This window comes from Streptosporangium sp. NPDC048047 (assembly GCF_040653115.1).
Taxonomy (GTDB): Bacteria; Actinomycetota; Actinomycetes; order Streptosporangiales; family Streptosporangiaceae; genus Streptosporangium.
The window spans coordinates 157,108-173,512 of record NZ_JBEZNH010000007.1; the positions used below are offsets into that span (position 1 = coordinate 157,108).

Genomic DNA, 16,405 nt, shown 5'->3' on the forward strand with positions numbered 1-16,405 from the left:
ATCGGTTACCGGGTGGATCGCGGTCGCCGCGGACCGTCGGATCAGCAGGTCTTGGCGCCGTCGAACGTGCGAGGGCTTCTCGGCACCCGGCTGGAGATCGTTCCTCCGGGGCGGACCGTCCGGCAGGAGCCGTCCGGGCCGTGCGCCCAGACGATCTTCATGTGCAGGGTGCCCTCGCAGCCGTTCCGCGCGTAACCGGTCTTGGACGCCCTCCCCTTCTTGGACCAGACGTCCACGCAGGTGGGGACCTTCCCTCGCAGTGACGCGGCCGACTCGGCGGACGCCTGGTGGGTGGTGGACGCCTGCGCCGCGGGCACGGCGGACAGGCCGAACCCGGTGGCGGCCAGTACGGCCAGCGTGTACGTTCCCAGCTTCCTCATCGGATTCTCCTTCGGATTCCATGGACGCCCCGCCCGGAGTCAGCGCTGGAACCTCCGGTGAAGCCCGTTCTCCACATGTTGGATGGGCGTGGTGCGACGGAAGTTCGGCCCGGCGGCAAAAATCACGATGATGGCCCGGCGGCCGGCTGATCCGGCTTGGACCGTACGAGCGCTCACATGCCGCTTGAGCCGCATGGATGGGGTTTCCGGCAGGCGCGATGCCTGCGCCCTGCCCGGACGAGGCGGACGAGGCGGACGAGGCGGGCGAGCAGGGCGCGGCGGTTGTGAGCAGGGCGGCACAGGAGACCGCGGCGTGGCGCGATGCGGGAATCGGGCACACCTCGGGCGGGAGCGACCATCCATGGATACCGCAGAAGAAGACAATTTTCTAGACGTTCGGTTCGTTAGAAAATTTCTTCCACGATTTGCTTGACCTGACTGGTTGGCGATGGGAAAGCTGTGACAGAAGTGCCGAAAGGTGAAAGGACCGCTCTCCATGGTCACAGTCCGCCCTTTCCGGTCCGGCGATGAGACATCGCTGGTCAACGCCTGGAACCGCAGCATGTCCGCCGACCCGACGACGTCCGCCTGGTTCAGGGACTGCGTGCTGCTCGACCCCAACTTCGACCCCGGGGGCCTGCGCGTGGCCGTGGACGGGGACGACGTGGTGGGCTGCGCGTACGCCGTCCGCCGCCTGATCCCCCTGGCGCCCGGCACCGACCTGGAGCCGGACGCCGGCTGGATCCCGTTCTTCTTCGTCGTCCCCGAGCACCGGGGCGGCGGCCTGGGCCGGCGGCTGGTGGGCGAGGCGGTGGCGTTCCTGGAGGGCCTCGGCCGTACGAAGGTGGACTTCTCGTCCTACACCCCCAACTACGTGCTGCCGGGCGCGGACGCCGAGCTCTATCCCGGCGGATACCGGCTGCTGGACGAGCTCGGCTTCCGGACGCTCTACTCGCCGGTCGCCATGGACCGCACTCTCGTCGGCTACCAGGCCCCGCCCGAGGTGCACGAGCTGATCGGCGAACGCGAGCGCGAGGGGTACGTCTTCCGCAGCCCCGCCGTCGGCGAGCTGCCCGAGCTGATCCGTTTCGCGGCCGACGCCTTCAACCCCGACTGGGGCGAGGCCATCCGGTGGCACCGCGATCCCGAACGCATCGTCATCGCGAAAAAAGATCACATAGTTGGCTTCGCCCTGTACGCGGCCTACCGCGGCATCCCCGAGCGCTTCGGCCCCTTCGGCGTCGACCCCGGCCTGCGCGGCACCGGCCTCGGCAAGATCCTCCTCCACCTCACCATGACCAGGATGCGCGCCGAAGGGCTGCATTCGTCCTGGTTCCTGTGGACCGGCGAGGCCAGCCCGGCCGGCCACCTCTACACCAAGGCGGGCTACGAGATCACCAGAAGGTTCCACGTGATGAGGCGGTCCGCATGACCCACGTTCTCGCCATCGGAGCCCATGCGGGCGACATGGACCTGACCGCGGGCGCCGTGCTCGCCCAGCACGTGCTGCGCGGCGACCGCGCGACGCTCCTGCACCTGACCCTCGGCGAGCGCGGCCATCCGCGCATGACCGTCGCCGACTACGCCGGGCAGAAGCGCGAGGAGGCCGAGACCTTCGCGGACCGGATCGGCGCCGGCGTCAGGTTCCTCGACCACGAGGACGGCCTGCTGCCCGAGGACGACGAGACCAAGATGCGCGTCGGCGACCTCATCAGGGAACTGCGGCCGGACGTGATCCTGACGCACTGGAGCGCCTCCATCCACAAGGACCACGCCCGCACCCACCGGATCGTCGAGGACGCCCGCTTCTACGGCGGTCTGAAGACCCTGGAGCGCGAGCACCCGGCCTACTGGGCGAACGAGCTCTACTACGCCGACAACTGGGAGGACGCCGAGGGCTACGAGCCCGACGTGTTCGTCGAGCTGAGCGAGGAGGCGTACGAGCTGTGGTCGCAGGCGATCACCGGCTACGCCTACGCCAGGGGCGAGACCTACGGCTTCCCGTACGTCGACTACTACCGCGCGCTGACGATCGTGCGCGGAGCGCCGGCCGGGTTCGGCCGCGCGCAGGCATTCGCCGCCCCGAAGGGCTCGCGGCGGCTGCGCACGAAGTACTTCGGAAAGGGGGCCTCCGCATGAGGCGGTCGATGAGCCGGCCGGCGAGCCGGATCGCGGCGGTGCTGGCCGCGCTGGCGCTGGCGGGATGTTCCGGCGGCGGTGGCTCCGGAGGCGGTGGCTCCGCCAAGAGCGGGGACGCGCCGCCGCTGGTGATCCACGCCGTGGACGCGGGCACGTTCCAGGAGGACTTCAACCCGTACCACCTCGAAGGTGTGAACTTCGGCACCAGCGGGATGATCCACGAGACCCTCATGTACTTCAACAAGCTCAAGCCGGGGGAGATCACGCCCTGGCTGGCGCTCGACCACGAGTGGTCGAACAAGGGCAAGTCGGTGACGTTCACGCTGCGGCCGGGCGTGAAGTGGTCCGACGGGCAGCCGTTCACCGCCGACGACGTGGCCTTCACGTTCCAGATGCTGAAGAAGCATCCGCAGCTCAACAAGAGCGGGCTGAAGATCGAGGGGGCCGAGGCGCTCGCGCCCGACAAGGTGCGCCTCGACTTCGGCGGCACCTCGTACGCCAAGCTCTTCGACATCGCGGGCAGCTCGCCCATCGTGCCCAAGCATTTGTGGGAGAAGGAGAAGGACCCCGCCACCTTCACCAACCCCAAGCCGGTCGGGACGGGGCCGTACACGCTGTCGAAGTTCTCGGCGCAGCTGTACGAGCTGGTCAAGAACCCGTCCTACTGGCAGCCGGGCAAGCCGGAGGTGCCGGTGCTGCGGTTCCCGGCGTACACGGCCAACGCCCTCCAGGTGGCGCTGCGACAGGGCGAGGTGGACTGGGCGGGCGCGTTCGTGCCGGACATCCAGAAGATCTACGTGCAGGGCAAGCCGGAGCAGAACAAGTTCTACTTCCCGCCGGAGGGCGTGGTGACGCTGCTGCCGAACCTGACCCATCCCGTGCTGGCCAAGCCCGAGGTGCGCGCGGCCATGAGCCTCGCCATCGATCGGGACAAGATCGTCCAGGTGGCCGAGCGGGGATACACCAAGGTCGCGCACCCGACCGGCGTACCGATGCCGGGCGGGGAGGCGTACGTGCCGCCCGAGTACCGCGACGCCGCCTACAAGGTCGACGTCGAGAAGGCCAAGGAGCTGCTCAAGGGCGTCGATCCGGCGGAGCTGAAGTTCACCCTGCTGGTGCCGTCGCCGTTCACCGACTGGGTGAACGCCGCCCAGCTCATCCGCGAGGACCTGGCCAAGGTCGGGATCACGGTCGAGACCAGGGGGGTGGCGTTCCAGGACTGGGTGTCCAAGGTCGGCAAGGGCGACTACGACCTGTCGATCAGAGCCACTCCGACCGGGCCGACCCCGTACTTCCAGATGCGCTCGATGCTCTCCGGCGAGCTGGCCAAGCCCGTGGGCGAGGCCGCCGGCGGCAACTACGAGCGGTGGAAGGACGCCGAGACCGACAGGCTGATCGACGCGTACGCCGCCACCGAGGACGAGGCCGAGCAGCAGAAGGCCACCCAGGGCCTGAGCAGGATCATGATGGAGAAGGCGCCCACGCTGCCGCTGTTCTACAGCCCGTCGTGGGCGCAGTACCGGACCGACAAGTACGTGGGCTGGCCCTCCGAGCAGGACCCGTACGCGATGCCGTCGCCCTACACCTCGCCCGACGCGGCCATGGTGCTGCTGCACTTGAAGCCGGCCGGCAGTTGAGGTTCCTGGCACGGCGGCTCGGTTTCTACCTCCTGACGGCCTGGGCCGCCATCACGCTGAACTTCCTGATCCCCCGGCTCATGCCGGGGGATCCGGTGGAGCTGCTGGTGGCCCGGATGAGGGGGAACGTCGACCCCGCCGCCATCGACGCGATGCGCGGGGCGTTCGGCATCAGCGACGCGAGCCCGTGGCGGCAGTACCTGGACTATCTGGGCAACCTCGCCCACGGCGAGCTGGGCCGCTCGATCACGTTCTTCCCCACCGAGGTCTCGACGGTGATCGCGGACAGCCTGCCGTGGACGCTCGGGCTCGTCGGCGTCGCCACGCTGATCAGCTACCTGATCGGCACCGCCCTGGGCGTGATCATGGCGTGGAAGCGCGGCACCTGGCTGGACGGGGTGCTGCCGGCGGCCACGTTCATGCACGCGGTGCCGTACTTCTGGGTCGCGCTGGCCCTGGTGTTCGTCTTCGGGGTGACGTTGCAGTGGTTCCCGGTCAGCCGGGCGTACGGGCTGGACGTGATGCCGGGGCTGACCGGTGAGTTCGCGTGGAGCGTGCTCTACCACGCGACGCTGCCGGCGATCACGATCGTGCTGGCCTCCATGGCCGACCGGATCCTCGGCATGCGCAACGTCATGGTGACCACGCTCGGCGAGGACTACGTGGTGATGGCCGAGGCCAAGGGGCTGACCTCGCGCCGGGTCATGTGGGCCTACGCCGCCCGCAACGCGATCCTGCCGAACATCACCAGCTTCGCGCTCTCGCTCGGCTTCGTGGTGGGCGGCTCGGTGCTGACGGAGATCGTCTTCTCCTATCCCGGCATCGGCTCGATGCTGCTCAAGGGCGTGGAGAACGAGGACTTCCCGCTCATGCAGGGCATCTTCCTCGTCATCTCACTGGCCGTGCTCGTCGCCAACTTCCTGGCCGACCTGGCGTACGTGGTGCTCGACCCCCGGACCAGGCAGGAGACGGAATGAAGATCAAGATCGGGGCCGGGATCCTGGTCCTCTTCGCGCTGACGGCCGTCCTCGGGCCGCTGCTCATCGGCGCCGATCCCGCCGCCACCAGCGGGGACGGGCTGCAGGGCCCGTCGGCGGAGCACTGGCTCGGCACCACGCAGACCGGGCAGGACATCCTCGTCCAGATCGTGTACGGCGCCCGCGTCTCGCTCGGCGTCGGCGTGCTGTCGGCGCTCATCGCCACGGTGCTGGCGGTCGCGGTCGGCCTGGTCGGCGGCTACGTCGGCGGCGCCGTGGACGAGGCGCTGTCGGTGCTGACCAACATCTTCCTCGTGCTGCCCGCCCTCCCGCTGATCATCGTGCTGGCCGGCTATCTCCCGCAGCGCGGCGTGGCCTCGGTCGCCGTGGTGATCGCGGTGACCGGCTGGGCCTGGGGCGCGCGGGTGCTGCGCGCCCAGACCCTGTCGGTACGCCGGCGCGACTACGTCCAGGCCGCCAGGGCGACCGGCGAAGGGCCGCTGCGGATCGTCTTCTACGAGATCCTGCCGGTCCTGCTGCCCGTCATCGCGACCAGCTTCCTGGCCACCGTGGTCGCGGCGATCCTGGCCGAGGCCGGGCTGTCGTTCCTGGGCCTGGCCGACCTGTCCACGGTGAGCTGGGGCAGCATGCTGTACTTCGCGCAGAACGGGCAGGCGCTGCTCATCGGGGCCTGGTGGTGGTTCATCCCGCCCGGCCTGTGCATCGCGCTCATCGGCACCGGCCTGGCCCTGGTGAACTTCGGCATCGACGAGATCGCCAACCCGCGGCTGCGCACGGTCAAGGCCCCCCGGAAGGCACGCGCATGAACGTCCTGGAGATCCGCGACCTCGGCGTGGACTACCTGTCCGGCTCCGGAGCCGTGCACGCGGTGTCCGGCGTCTCGCTCGACCTGCGCCGTGGCGAGATCCTGGGCCTGGCGGGCGAGAGCGGGAGCGGCAAGTCCACGCTGGCGAACGCGGTGGCCCGGCTGCTGCGTCCGCCCGCCTCGATCACGTCGGGGTCGGTCGTCTACCGCCGCCAGGACGGCTCGGCCGTGGACGTGCTCGCCCTGGGCGGGAACGAGCTGCGCGCCTTCCGCTGGAAGGAGCTGGCGGTCGTCTTCCAGAGCGCCATGAACTCCCTCAACCCGGTCATCACCGTGGGCGCCCAGATCGACGACGTGCTGCGCGTCCACGCGCCCCGCATGTCCCGCACCGAGCGCACCGAGCGGTCGGTGGAACTGCTGCAGCGCGTCGGCATCAGCGCCGACCGCCGCCGCTCCTACCCGCACGAGCTGTCAGGGGGCATGCGCCAGCGCGCCGCCATCGCCATCGCGCTCGCGCTCAACCCCGAGATCATCATCATGGACGAGCCGACGACCGCGCTCGACGTGGTGGTGCAGCGCGACATCCTCGCGGAGATCAGGGCGTTACGGGAGGAGTACGGCTTCGCGGTCGTCTTCATCACCCACGACCTGTCCCTGCTCATGGAGATCTCCGACAGGATCGCCATCATGTACGCGGGCCGGGTCGTGGAGACCGGGACGGCCGAAACGCTGCACAGGGCGCCGCGGCATCCGTACACGCTGGGGCTGCTGCGCTCGTTCCCCCGCCTGCGCGGGCCGCGCGAGGAGCTGTTCGGCATTCCCGGAGTCCCGCCCGACCTGCGCTCGCCGCCACCGGGCTGTGCCTTCCACCCCAGGTGCGCGATGGCGGTGGCGGAGTGCTCCGAGAGCCTGCCCGTGCTCAGGGCGGAGGCGGGCGGCGAGGTCGCGTGCCTGCTCGACGACGGGAGGGGAGTGTCATGAACATCCTGGAGGGGCGCGACCTCACCAAGCACTTCACCGCCGCCCGCGGTCCCCGGGGCCGCTTCGGCAAGCGGCCGCCGGTGCGGGCGGTGGAGGACGTCTCGATCGCGCTGCGGGCCGGCTCGGTGACGGCGCTGGTCGGGGAGAGCGGCTGCGGCAAGAGCACGGTCGCGCGGCTGCTGGCCCAGGTCTATCCGGCCACGTCCGGCGAGGTACTGCTGCGCGGTGAGCCGGTACGCGCCCACCGCGGCGCCGCCTTCAAGGAGTACCGGCGCCAGGTCCAGCTCATCTTCCAGGACCCCTTCGCCTCCCTGAACCCCTTCCACCGGGTCCGCTACCACCTGGCCAGGCCCCTGCGCCTGCACGGGCACGCCCGCTCCGACGCCGAGGAGCGTGAGCAGGTCGCCGAGCTGCTCGAACGCGTCAGCCTCACCCCGGTCGAGCAGTTCATGGACAAGATGCCGCACGAGCTGTCCGGCGGTCAGCGGCAGCGGGTGGCGATCGCGCGGGCGCTGGCGGTGCGGCCCGTCGCGCTGATCGCCGACGAGCCCGTGTCGATGCTGGACGTCTCCATCAGGCTCGGCGTGCTGCGGCTGCTGGAAGGGCTGGCGCGGGAGAACGGGCTGGCGCTGCTCTACATCACGCACGACATCGCCAGCGCCCGTTACTTCGCCGAGGACATCACGGTCATGTACGCGGGACGGCTGATCGAGAGCGGGCCGAGCGAGGAGCTCACGCAGTCGCCGCGGCACCCGTACACGCGGTTGCTGCTGGAGTCGGCGCCGGATCCCGACCGGGTGGCGCCGCCCACGGGCGAGCGGCACGGCGAGCCGCCCAGCCTGATCGACCCGCCGGGCGGCTGCCGGTTCCATCCGCGCTGCCCGGTGGCGTTGCCGGTGTGCTCGACCGAGGTGCCGAGGCGTACGGAACCGGGCGAGGGACGCTGGACGCACTGCTGGCAGGCCGGCGCGACGCTCAGCGGCTAGACCCGCCCGCCGTCCCCGTACGGCCCGCCGTCCCCGTACGGCCCGGCGCCCCGGACCCGCGCGTCCCGATCGAACCCGTGGTGCCCGGGGTGCGTCCAACTCCTCCGAGGAGGCGCGATGGAAGCGTTGGGCGCGGCGGATCCCGACCGGATCGGCGGGTACTGGCTGGCCGGGCGGCTCGGCTCCGGTGGGCAGGGGGTGGTGTACGAGGCGTACGAGGCGGACGGCGCCCGGGTGGCCCTCAAGGTGCTGCACGCCGCCGACCCCGCGCTGCGGGACAGGTTCCGGAAGGAGATCGCCGCGGCCCGGCGCGTCGCCTCGTTCTGCACCGCCAAGGTGATCGACGCCGACCCCGACGCGGCCCGGCCGTACGTCGTCAGCGAGTACGTCGAGGGCGTGAGCCTGCGGCACGCCGGGCGGCGGTTCACCGGGGACGACCTGCACCGCCTGGCGACGGCCGTCGCGACCGCGCTGACCGCGGTGCACGAGGCCGGCGTCGTGCACCGCGACCTCAAACCGGACAACGTCCTGCTCGGCCCGGACGGGCCCCGGGTGATCGACTTCGGGATCGCCCGGACCGCGGAGATGTCGCTGACCGCGAGCGGCACCGTCGCCGGCACCCCCGCCTACATGGCCCCCGAGATCCTCATCGGGCAGCGCGCCGGGCCGCCGGCCGACGTGTTCGCCTGGGGATGCGTAATGGTGTTCGCCGCGACGGGCGAGGACCCGTTCCGGGCCGACGACCTCGGCGCGGTGATGCACCGCGTACTGACCCACCACCCCGACCTCGGCGCGCTGCCTCCCTCCGTCCGTCCGCTGGTGGCCGCCGCGCTGGACAAGGACCCCGACCGCCGGCCCGCCGTCCGCGACCTCCTGCTCGCTCTCGTCGGCGGCTCCGGGGAGGCCGGTCCGGCGCACGGTTCCGGCGGGACCGGCTCGGCCGGCGGCGACCTGCTCGGCGCGGGCCGCCGCCGCGCCGGCGCCCTGCACGCCCGGGGCCCGGCCGACCCGGCCCTCGGCGCGCTGGCCGAGGACGCCTACGCCACCCTCGGGCCGGACGAGCGGGAGTTCGTCCCCGAGCTGCTGCTGAGGCTGGTCGCGATCGACGCCGACGGCCTGGAGACCGTACGGCGGGCGCCCGTGGACGAACTGCTGCCCGAGCGTCCCGAGACCCGCCGCCGCATCCTGGACGCCTTCGGCTACCTCATCACCGAGAGCGACGGCGAGGTGGCCATCGCCCGCCCCGCCGTACTGCGCGCCTGGCCGCGGCTGCGGTCGTGGGTGGAGGCCGACCGCGAGGGGCTGCCGGTCCTCGCCGAGATCGGCCGGGCCGCCCGCGTCTGGGACGCGCACGGCCGCCGTGACGCCGACCTGCCGCAGGGCAGCCGGCTGGAGGAGGCGCTCGGCTGGGCCGCCACCGGGCGGCGGCACCTGACCCTCACCCCGCTGGAACGCGACTTCCTCACCGCCGCGGGCGGGCTCACCCGGCGTCGCGTCCGCCGGCGGCGGCTGCTCACCACGGCGCTGGCCGTGCTGCTGGTGCTCTCCCTGGCCGGTGGGGCCGCCGCGCTCTACCAGGGCGTCCAGGCCGCCGAGCAGCGCGACAGGGTGACCGCCGAACGCGACCGGGTCCTCGGCCGCGAGGCCGCCCGGACCGCAGACGGCCTGCGCACCACCGACCCGGTGAAGGCCATGCTGCTCAGCGTCGCCGCCTGGCGGCTCGCCCCCGGCCCGGAGAGCCGTTCCAGCCTGGCGTCCTCGCTCCAGCGCCCGGAGAGCGGCGTCTTCCGGCCCCCGCCGACGCCGGGTACGGTCCGGCAGGCGGTGAGCGGCGACGGCCTCGTCATGGCCACCGTCGGCGAGCGTGAGGTGCGTGTCCACGACGTGACGACCGGCAGGCCGACCGCGGCCTGGAGCGCGCCGGAGCTGTCCGCGGGGATGCGGTACGCCGTTTTGAGCGGCAGCGGCCGTCTGCTGGCCGTCATCTCCTCCGACCGCGTCACGGTGCGGGAGACGCGGACCGGCCGCCAGGTGTGGAGCAGGCGGGTAGGCGTCATGGACGGAGACACCTGGGCGGATCCGTTCTTCGGCGAGCAGGACTCGCTCATCGTCACCCGGCTGGGGGAGATCTGGGACGTGGACCGGGGGAAGGTCGTCCGTACGGGGTGGGGGAACGAGCAGGACGACTTCGCCGTCGCGCCGTCCGGGAAGCTGGTCGCCGCCACCCGGCGCGGGAAGGTCCGGCTGTGGCGGATGCCCGGTCTGGTGGAGGACCGCCGTTTCCCGGACGGCTGCGGCGGCACCCTCAACGTGGTCGCCTTCAGCGCGGACGGCCGGTACCTCGTCTGCGGCGGCGAGCGGATCGAGCTGTGGGACACCGTGACGGGCAGGCGGGCCGCTCAGACGGCCGACACGAACGATGACGATGACGATGACGACTGGCTCTGGCCGGAGATGGAACCGTTCCTCGGCCCGGGCTCGGAGATACGGCTCAGCGCCGACGGCCGGTTCGCGGCCGGCTTCACGGGGCCGGACATCCGGGTGTGGAACGTCCAGGCGCATCGGCTGGTCCTGCGCTACCAGGCACCCGGTGACGTCTCCGGGATCTGGTTCGCCCCGGACGGGCGGACCCTGCGCTACCGGCTCGGGGACCGCATGGTGGCACTCACCCTGCGGCCCGCGCTCCGGAGAAACCCGATCCCCGGCGACCTGGGCTACACGCAGATCAGCCCGGACGCGCGGTGGGTCGCGGCCGAGACGGCCGAGGCCCGTGGGATCCGGTTGTGGGACGTCCCCGGACGCCGTTTCACCGGAGAGGTCCCCCTCGGAGACGAGGAGTGCACCGTGATCTTCGACCGTCCGGGGAGGAGCATGGCCGTCTCCGCGGACAGCGGCCGGACGGACGTCTACGACGTCGCCACGAGGCGCAGGCTGTGGACCCACACGATCACCGCCGGTCAGGTCCTGATGGGGAGGGCCTTCAGTGAGGACGGCAGGTTCCTCGCCACGGTGTACGGCCCGAACCGTCCGGTCCCGTCCGATATCCGGCTCAACGTGCGAGATGCGCGCGACGGGCGGCTGATCAGCGACATCGGGGTGGACGAAAGGGTCTCCGGCATCGTCTACCTGCCTGACGGCAGGCTCATGGACGCGCGGATGGGCCGCGTCATCGACATGACGACGGGCGAACTCACCGGGGCGGGATACGCCGGGTCGAACGGGACGGACGCCATCGCCGTGTCCCCGGACGGAGGGCGGCTGGCGGTCGGGGAGAGGGACCGGCGGGTGACCCTGTGGGACACCCGTACCGCGACCGCGCTGACACCCGATCTGCGCGTCGAGGACGGTTCGGTGGAGAACATGAGGTTCTCCCTCCGAGGAGACGTGCTCGCCACCCTCGACATGGGTGAGGGGCTGGAACTCTGGGACACCGCCACCCGGCAGCGGATCGGGGAGAGGATCGAGGTCCACGACGGCACCGAGTATCTCGACCTGGAGATGGCCTTCACCGCCGACGGGTCCCGGCTGCGCCTGATCCGACGCGGCGGCGTCCTCTACGAACTCCCCGTCGGCCCCGGCCTGATGGCCGCCGAGGTCTGCGCGCGGGCCGGCCGTACGCTCACCCGGCGGGAGTGGGGCGAGCACCTAGGCGGCGTGCCGTACCGCGACGTCTGCGCCGCTTCCTGACCACGACGTCCGCGGTCCCGCGCCGGGGAACGGTCAGCGTATGAGCAGGGCCTCTGCGCCGACGGGGCGGAAGCCCGCAGCGAGGAAGGCCCGCACGCTGGCCGCGTTGCCCGGGGCGACCTGCGCCCACAGGGTGTTCCCCTCACCGGTGAGGTGCCTCCCCGCCCGCGCGAGCAGCCGGCCGAGACCTCCGCCCTGGCGGGCGGGATCGACCTCGGCCGCGACCTCCCAGCGGCCCGCCACGCCCCGCCCGAGCAGCACCACCCCGCCGTCCGTCTCCCACACCCGCACGTCGTCGCGGTGCCGCAGGGCCCGCCGTACCCGGGGGTGGTCGCGGTCGGTGAGCTCCGTGAGCGGCACCGGCGGCGGGCCGGGCAGCGGATCGGCGGTCAGCAGCATGTCCACGTTGTCGACCCGCCGCCCGGTGCGCTCCTCCATGGCGCGCAGGAAGCGCGGGTGCAGGGGCGCGGACAGGTCGTCGGCGGGGAGCAGGGCGCGCAGCCATTCGTGGTCGACGTCGGCGAACACCACGGTGTGCGCGGTGAACGCGATGACGCCGCAGTCGCGTGGGCTCGGCTGGCCGGTGAACTCCACGGCGCCGTCGGCGGCCGGGAAGTCCCCGCGCCCGGCCGCCTCCAGCAGCCTGCTCAACTCGTGCACGTTCCTGCCTCCCGGCATCCGTCCCGGGTCCGTCCGATCGGCACTTTCCCTTCCCGTGCCCGTGGTTTCACCGGTGACCGGCCGATCCTCGCACGGACGGACCAGATGGATCACCTCGATATCCGGTCGCCCCGGTCGCGGCGGGACGCCGCCCGTCGCGTTCGCCCGCTCGGACGCCGTAGCGGGCGGATGGCCGCGGGTGTTACGCTGCCGACCGTCGAGTGTCGGATTCTCGGATGAGAGGGAGGTGAGGTTCAATGACCGCGGTGAAGACCGCTGCCGTGCGCAGCGCCCGGACAATCCTCACGTCCCGGGCCCCGGTCTGACCCATTTCCTTCCCTCCGCAGTGAGCCTGTCCGGCCACTGAGGCGGAGTGGCGCCTGTGTCTCGTCGGGGCCCCTTCCCGCAAGGTGTCTCACATTGTCAAACCTCTCCGACTCCGGCCTGTCCCGCTACGGATGGACCGGAGCACTCGACCACGCCTTCGCAGAACACCGCGAGGCCGGCCTGGTGCCGGCCCGGATCGTACGGGTGGACCGCGGCCTGTGCGACACGGTCACCGAGTCCGGGCCGGTACGGGCCCGGATCGCGGCGTACTCGCCCGATCCGCTCCAGGCGCCGTGCACCGGCGACTGGGCCGCGCTGCGCCCCGGCCCCGCCCCGGAACTGGTGGCCCTGCTGCCGCGGAGCAGCGCGATCGTGCGCTCGTCCGCCTCCCGCTCCTCCCACGGGCAGGTGCTCGCCGCCAACGTCGACACCGTCGCCGTCGTCGTCTCCCTGGCCGCTCCGCTGGACGCGGCCAGGCTGGAGCGGCTGCTGGCCCTGGCCTGGGACAGCGGCGCCAGGCCACTGATCGTGCTCACCAAGGCGGACCTGGCCCCCGACCCCGCCGCCGTGTACGCCGAGGCGGGCGCGCTGGCGCCCGGTGTGGACGTCCTGTTCACCAGCGTGACCACCGGCCAGAACATCGACGTGCTGACCGCACTGCTGAGCGGCACCACGGTCCTGCTCGGCTCCTCGGGCGCGGGCAAGTCCAGCCTCGGCAACGCGCTGCTCGGCGACGAGCTTCTCGCCACCGGCGCGGTACGCGCGCACGACGGCAAGGGGCGTCACACCACCGTCCGCCGCGAGCTGGTGCCTCTTCCCGGCGGCGGTGTGCTCATCGACACCCCCGGTTTGCGCGGCGTGGGTCTCCACGACGCCGCCGCCAGCCTGGAACAGGTCTTCGCCGAGATCGAGGACCTCGCCCGGGACTGCCGCTTCGGCGACTGCGCCCACCACGCCGAGCCCGGTTGCGCGGTACGGGCCGCCATCGAGGCGGGAGAGCTGACCGGACGCCGCCTCGACAGCTACCGCAAGCTGCAACGCGAGAACGCCTGGGCGGCCTCGCGGACCGACGCGCGGCTGCGCGCCGAGCGCAGCAACCGGCAGAAGGCCATCACCAGCCACCTGCGCGCGACCTACGCGTTCAGGGACCGGCAGTCATGACCGGCCGCATCCCGCCGGTCACCCCCTCGACACCACAGACCCACGCCCTGCGCCCGCAGGCGAGCACGGAAAAGGACTCCGACCCCGCCATGACCATCTCCTGGACCACCCGCCCCGAGACCGCCGCCGACCTCGTCGCGATCCGCGAGGTCAACCTCGCCGCCTTCCCCACCCCGCTCGAGGCCGACCTGGTCGAGGCGCTGCGGGCCGACCCGCAGGCGTGGATCCCCGGCCTGTCCTGGGTCGCCGAGGCGCCCGGCGGCGGCGTCGCCGGATTCGCCCTGCTCACCCGCTGCCATGTCGACGGCGCCCCGGCGCTCACCCTGGGCCCGTGCGCCGTCAGTCCCGAGTACCAGCGGCAGGGCGCCGGCTCCGCCGCGATCCACGCCGCCCTGCGCGCCGCCCATGAGCAGGGGGAGAACCTCGTGCTCGTGCTGGGCCACGCCGAGTACTATCCGCGTTTCGGCTTCACCCCGGCCTCCGGTCACGCCATCCGGCCGCCCTTCGAGGTCGAGGACAAGTACATGATGGCGCTCACCTTCGACCCCACGCGGCCCGTGCCGTCCGGCACGATCCGCTACCCGGAGGCGTTCGGAGTCTGATCCCGGCACGTCGGCGGGGTGCCTGAGAGCGACAGACGACCGGTCGCTCCCGGGCACCCTCAGCCGGGTGGCGTAGGTGCGATGCGCGTGCCCAAACTGAGGCGGATACCGCAAAAAATGTAATTTCTCCCTTCCCGCCCTCCAAGAAAGGAGGAGAACACGGTCGGCGAAAGGGCGGAGCAGGTGACAGACACCGCACCCGATGCGGAGGACCTCCGGCGGACGATGCGCGATCCGGAGGCGTTCGAGGAGTTCTACCGAAGACACACCGAGTCCGTCAGCCGTTTCGTGGCGCGCCGGGTGACCGACCCGCACACGGTGGCGGACCTGACGATGGAGGTGTTCCTGGCCGCCGTCGACACCGCGGCCACCTACCGGCCCGAACGCGGCAGCCAGGCGGCCTGGCTGTACGGCATAGCCCGCAACGTCGTGGCGACCGAGCACCGCAGAGCCGCTCAGGAGGTCCGCAAGGCGGACCGGGCCGCGGGCCGCCGCCCGCTGGACGCCGACGACATCGCCCGGCTGGAGGAGCGGATCGACGCCGAACGGGACGTCCGCCACCTCCTTACGGCCATCGCCGCCCTGCCGAAGGGGCTGCGGGCCGTGGCCGAGCTGGTCCACCTCGACGGCCTGCCCGTCGAGGAGGCCGCCGCCGCCCTGCGCATCCGCGTCGGAACCGCCCGGGTGCGGCTGCACCGCGTCCGACGCCTGCTCAGGACCGAACTCGACGCCCGCCACCCGGAGCCCGCCATCGCGAAAGGAACGTCATGACGACCAGTGAGAGACGACTCGCCGGGTTCGAGGAGCGGCAGCTCGCCGAGCTCAGGGAACACGTCGCCGCACGGGCGGCGGCCACGCCGGCGAGGAGACCACGGGGGCGTCTCCTCCTGGCCGCCGCGGCCGTCACGGCCGGGGTCTGCGCCGCCGTCGCGATCCCGGCGGTGTCGGGGGGCGGCGGCGAGCCCGCCTACGCCGTCACCAAGGGCGCCGACGGGGTCGTGCACGCCGAGCTCCGCGACTCCCGCGACTTCCGTGACGCCGCCGGACTTTCGGACCAGCTGCGGAGGCTCGGCGTCCCCGCCCTCGTCGACTACACGCCCGAGGGCAAGATGTGCCGGGAGCCGCGCGGGAAGTATGTGGAGGACATCCCACCGGACCTGTACCACGTGCCCGAGTCGATCCCCGGAGAGAAGCGGGGCTGGCGGATGCGGATCGACACCCGGCTCTTCAAGCCCGGCCAGACCTTCGTCTGGACCATCGGGGGAAACAGCACCAGAACCAGGCTCATGGAGGGCCCGGTGGCGCCCTGCGTGCTCGTGGACGCCCCCGAGCAGAAGAAGTACCACCCGGACTCCCGGCTGGCCACGGCCAAGGGCCGCTCGCTCGCCGGATACCGGGTGGACGGCAAGACCGTCGGCGAGGTCGTCCCGGAGATCGAGAAGCGCGGCCTGAAGGTCGTCTACCTGGTCATGAGCGTCCCCCCGGGGAACCCCGGCGGTTTCGGGGAGGACCGCATCCAGGGGGCCCCGGTCGGAAAGGACTGGACCGTCTGGGAGGCGGAGGAGGTCGTCAAGGGGCCGAAGGACACGCCCACCGGGGTGATCCGCCTCCTCGTCACCAAGGAGCACTACGACAGGAACCCGGTCTACGGCGGCCCCCGCGACGCCGTCATCCCCGAATAGCGCGGAGTAGCGAGGTGAACCGGCCGAACGTACGGGGCAGATCACCGTGAACCGTACGTTCGGCTGATACCCGCGCCAGGCCTGGCCTCGCAGGATCGGTCCATGCCATACGAAGATCCCCGTCCGGCGCCGACAGCCGAGGGTTCCCACCGGCGTGTGACCCGGACCGGCAGCCGCCCGAGGGGCGCGAAACCGATGGTGCGGGGCGGTCTGGCCGCCGTCGCCGGACTGCTCGCCCTCGTGGCCGCCACCTCCGGCACGTCCGCGTCCGCCTCCGCCACACCCGGACCCGCCACACCCGGACCCGCCACACCCGGACCCGCCACACCCGGACCCGCCACACCCGGACCCGCCACACCC

The 16,405-nt window shown here is 72.0% G+C and carries 14 protein-coding genes; 12 read left to right on the forward strand and 2 right to left on the reverse strand.

From position 1 onward, the window contains the following. Window positions 1-41: 41 nt before the first annotated feature. Entirely contained in the window at window positions 42-380 is a 339-nt protein-coding gene (locus AB0D67_RS08860) for a hypothetical protein (protein ID WP_362931528.1), read from the reverse strand. 496 nt (window positions 381-876) lie between these two features. On the opposite strand from AB0D67_RS08860, the gene AB0D67_RS08865 reads away from it, so the two are divergent. The 8 genes from AB0D67_RS08865 to AB0D67_RS08900 all read left to right on the forward strand — a co-directional run bounded on the left by AB0D67_RS08865 (window position 877) and on the right by AB0D67_RS08900 (window position 11,613). Continuing rightward, window positions 877-1,812, forward strand: a complete 936-nt coding sequence (locus AB0D67_RS08865; RefSeq protein ID WP_362931530.1) for a GNAT family N-acetyltransferase — start codon at window positions 877-879, stop codon at window positions 1,810-1,812. Beyond that, window positions 1,809-2,519: a PIG-L family deacetylase gene (locus tag AB0D67_RS08870; protein ID WP_362931532.1), complete on the forward strand. Its 711-nt coding sequence runs from the start codon at window positions 1,809-1,811 to the stop codon at window positions 2,517-2,519. The genes AB0D67_RS08865 and AB0D67_RS08870 overlap by 4 nt, the downstream gene beginning before the upstream one ends. Beyond that, on the forward strand, window positions 2,516-4,156 hold the full coding sequence (locus AB0D67_RS08875) for an ABC transporter substrate-binding protein (protein WP_362931534.1): 1,641 nt from the start codon (window positions 2,516-2,518) through the stop codon (window positions 4,154-4,156). Before AB0D67_RS08870 ends, AB0D67_RS08875 begins: the two co-directional genes overlap by 4 nt. Further along, window positions 4,153-5,133 carry an ABC transporter permease gene (locus tag AB0D67_RS08880; RefSeq protein ID WP_362931536.1) on the forward strand — a complete coding sequence of 327 codons (981 nt, stop codon included), beginning with the start codon at window positions 4,153-4,155 and terminating at the stop codon, window positions 5,131-5,133. Before AB0D67_RS08875 ends, AB0D67_RS08880 begins: the two co-directional genes overlap by 4 nt. Next, window positions 5,130-5,960, forward strand: a complete 831-nt coding sequence (locus AB0D67_RS08885) for an ABC transporter permease (protein WP_362931538.1) — start codon at window positions 5,130-5,132, stop codon at window positions 5,958-5,960. The genes AB0D67_RS08880 and AB0D67_RS08885 overlap by 4 nt, the downstream gene beginning before the upstream one ends. Continuing rightward, window positions 5,957-6,940 carry an ABC transporter ATP-binding protein gene (locus tag AB0D67_RS08890; protein ID WP_362931540.1) on the forward strand — a complete coding sequence of 328 codons (984 nt, stop codon included), beginning with the start codon at window positions 5,957-5,959 and terminating at the stop codon, window positions 6,938-6,940. The genes AB0D67_RS08885 and AB0D67_RS08890 overlap by 4 nt, the downstream gene beginning before the upstream one ends. Then, complete coding sequence (locus AB0D67_RS08895; protein WP_362931542.1) at window positions 6,937-7,926, forward strand: ABC transporter ATP-binding protein; 990 nt, start codon at window positions 6,937-6,939, stop codon at window positions 7,924-7,926. The genes AB0D67_RS08890 and AB0D67_RS08895 overlap by 4 nt, the downstream gene beginning before the upstream one ends. A gap of 117 nt (window positions 7,927-8,043) precedes the next feature. Then, window positions 8,044-11,613 carry a WD40 repeat domain-containing serine/threonine protein kinase gene (locus AB0D67_RS08900; RefSeq protein ID WP_362931544.1) on the forward strand — a complete coding sequence of 1,190 codons (3,570 nt, stop codon included), beginning with the start codon at window positions 8,044-8,046 and terminating at the stop codon, window positions 11,611-11,613. Window positions 11,614-11,646: 33 nt separating this feature from the next. Here AB0D67_RS08900 and AB0D67_RS08905 read toward each other — a convergent pair whose 3' ends face one another. Beyond that, on the reverse strand, window positions 11,647-12,273 hold the full coding sequence (locus AB0D67_RS08905) for a GNAT family N-acetyltransferase (protein WP_362931546.1): 627 nt from the start codon (window positions 12,271-12,273) through the stop codon (window positions 11,647-11,649). 420 nt (window positions 12,274-12,693) lie between these two features. Here AB0D67_RS08905 and rsgA point away from each other — a divergent pair, with 420 nt between their 5' ends. The 4 genes from rsgA to AB0D67_RS08925 all read left to right on the forward strand — a co-directional run bounded on the left by rsgA (window position 12,694) and on the right by AB0D67_RS08925 (window position 16,045). Beyond that, window positions 12,694-13,761 carry a ribosome small subunit-dependent GTPase A gene (gene rsgA, locus AB0D67_RS08910; RefSeq protein ID WP_362931548.1) on the forward strand — a complete coding sequence of 356 codons (1,068 nt, stop codon included), beginning with the start codon at window positions 12,694-12,696 and terminating at the stop codon, window positions 13,759-13,761. An 89-nt stretch (window positions 13,762-13,850) separates the two neighbouring features. Then, complete coding sequence (locus tag AB0D67_RS08915; RefSeq protein WP_362931689.1) at window positions 13,851-14,363, forward strand: N-acetyltransferase; 513 nt, start codon at window positions 13,851-13,853, stop codon at window positions 14,361-14,363. A 183-nt stretch (window positions 14,364-14,546) separates the two neighbouring features. After that, complete coding sequence (locus AB0D67_RS08920) at window positions 14,547-15,134, forward strand: RNA polymerase sigma factor (RefSeq protein ID WP_362931550.1); 588 nt, start codon at window positions 14,547-14,549, stop codon at window positions 15,132-15,134. Then, a complete protein-coding gene (locus AB0D67_RS08925; RefSeq protein ID WP_362931552.1) occupies window positions 15,131-16,045 on the forward strand; it encodes a hypothetical protein in 915 nt (304 codons plus the stop codon). Before AB0D67_RS08920 ends, AB0D67_RS08925 begins: the two co-directional genes overlap by 4 nt. The last annotated feature ends 360 nt before the right edge of the window (window positions 16,046-16,405 follow it).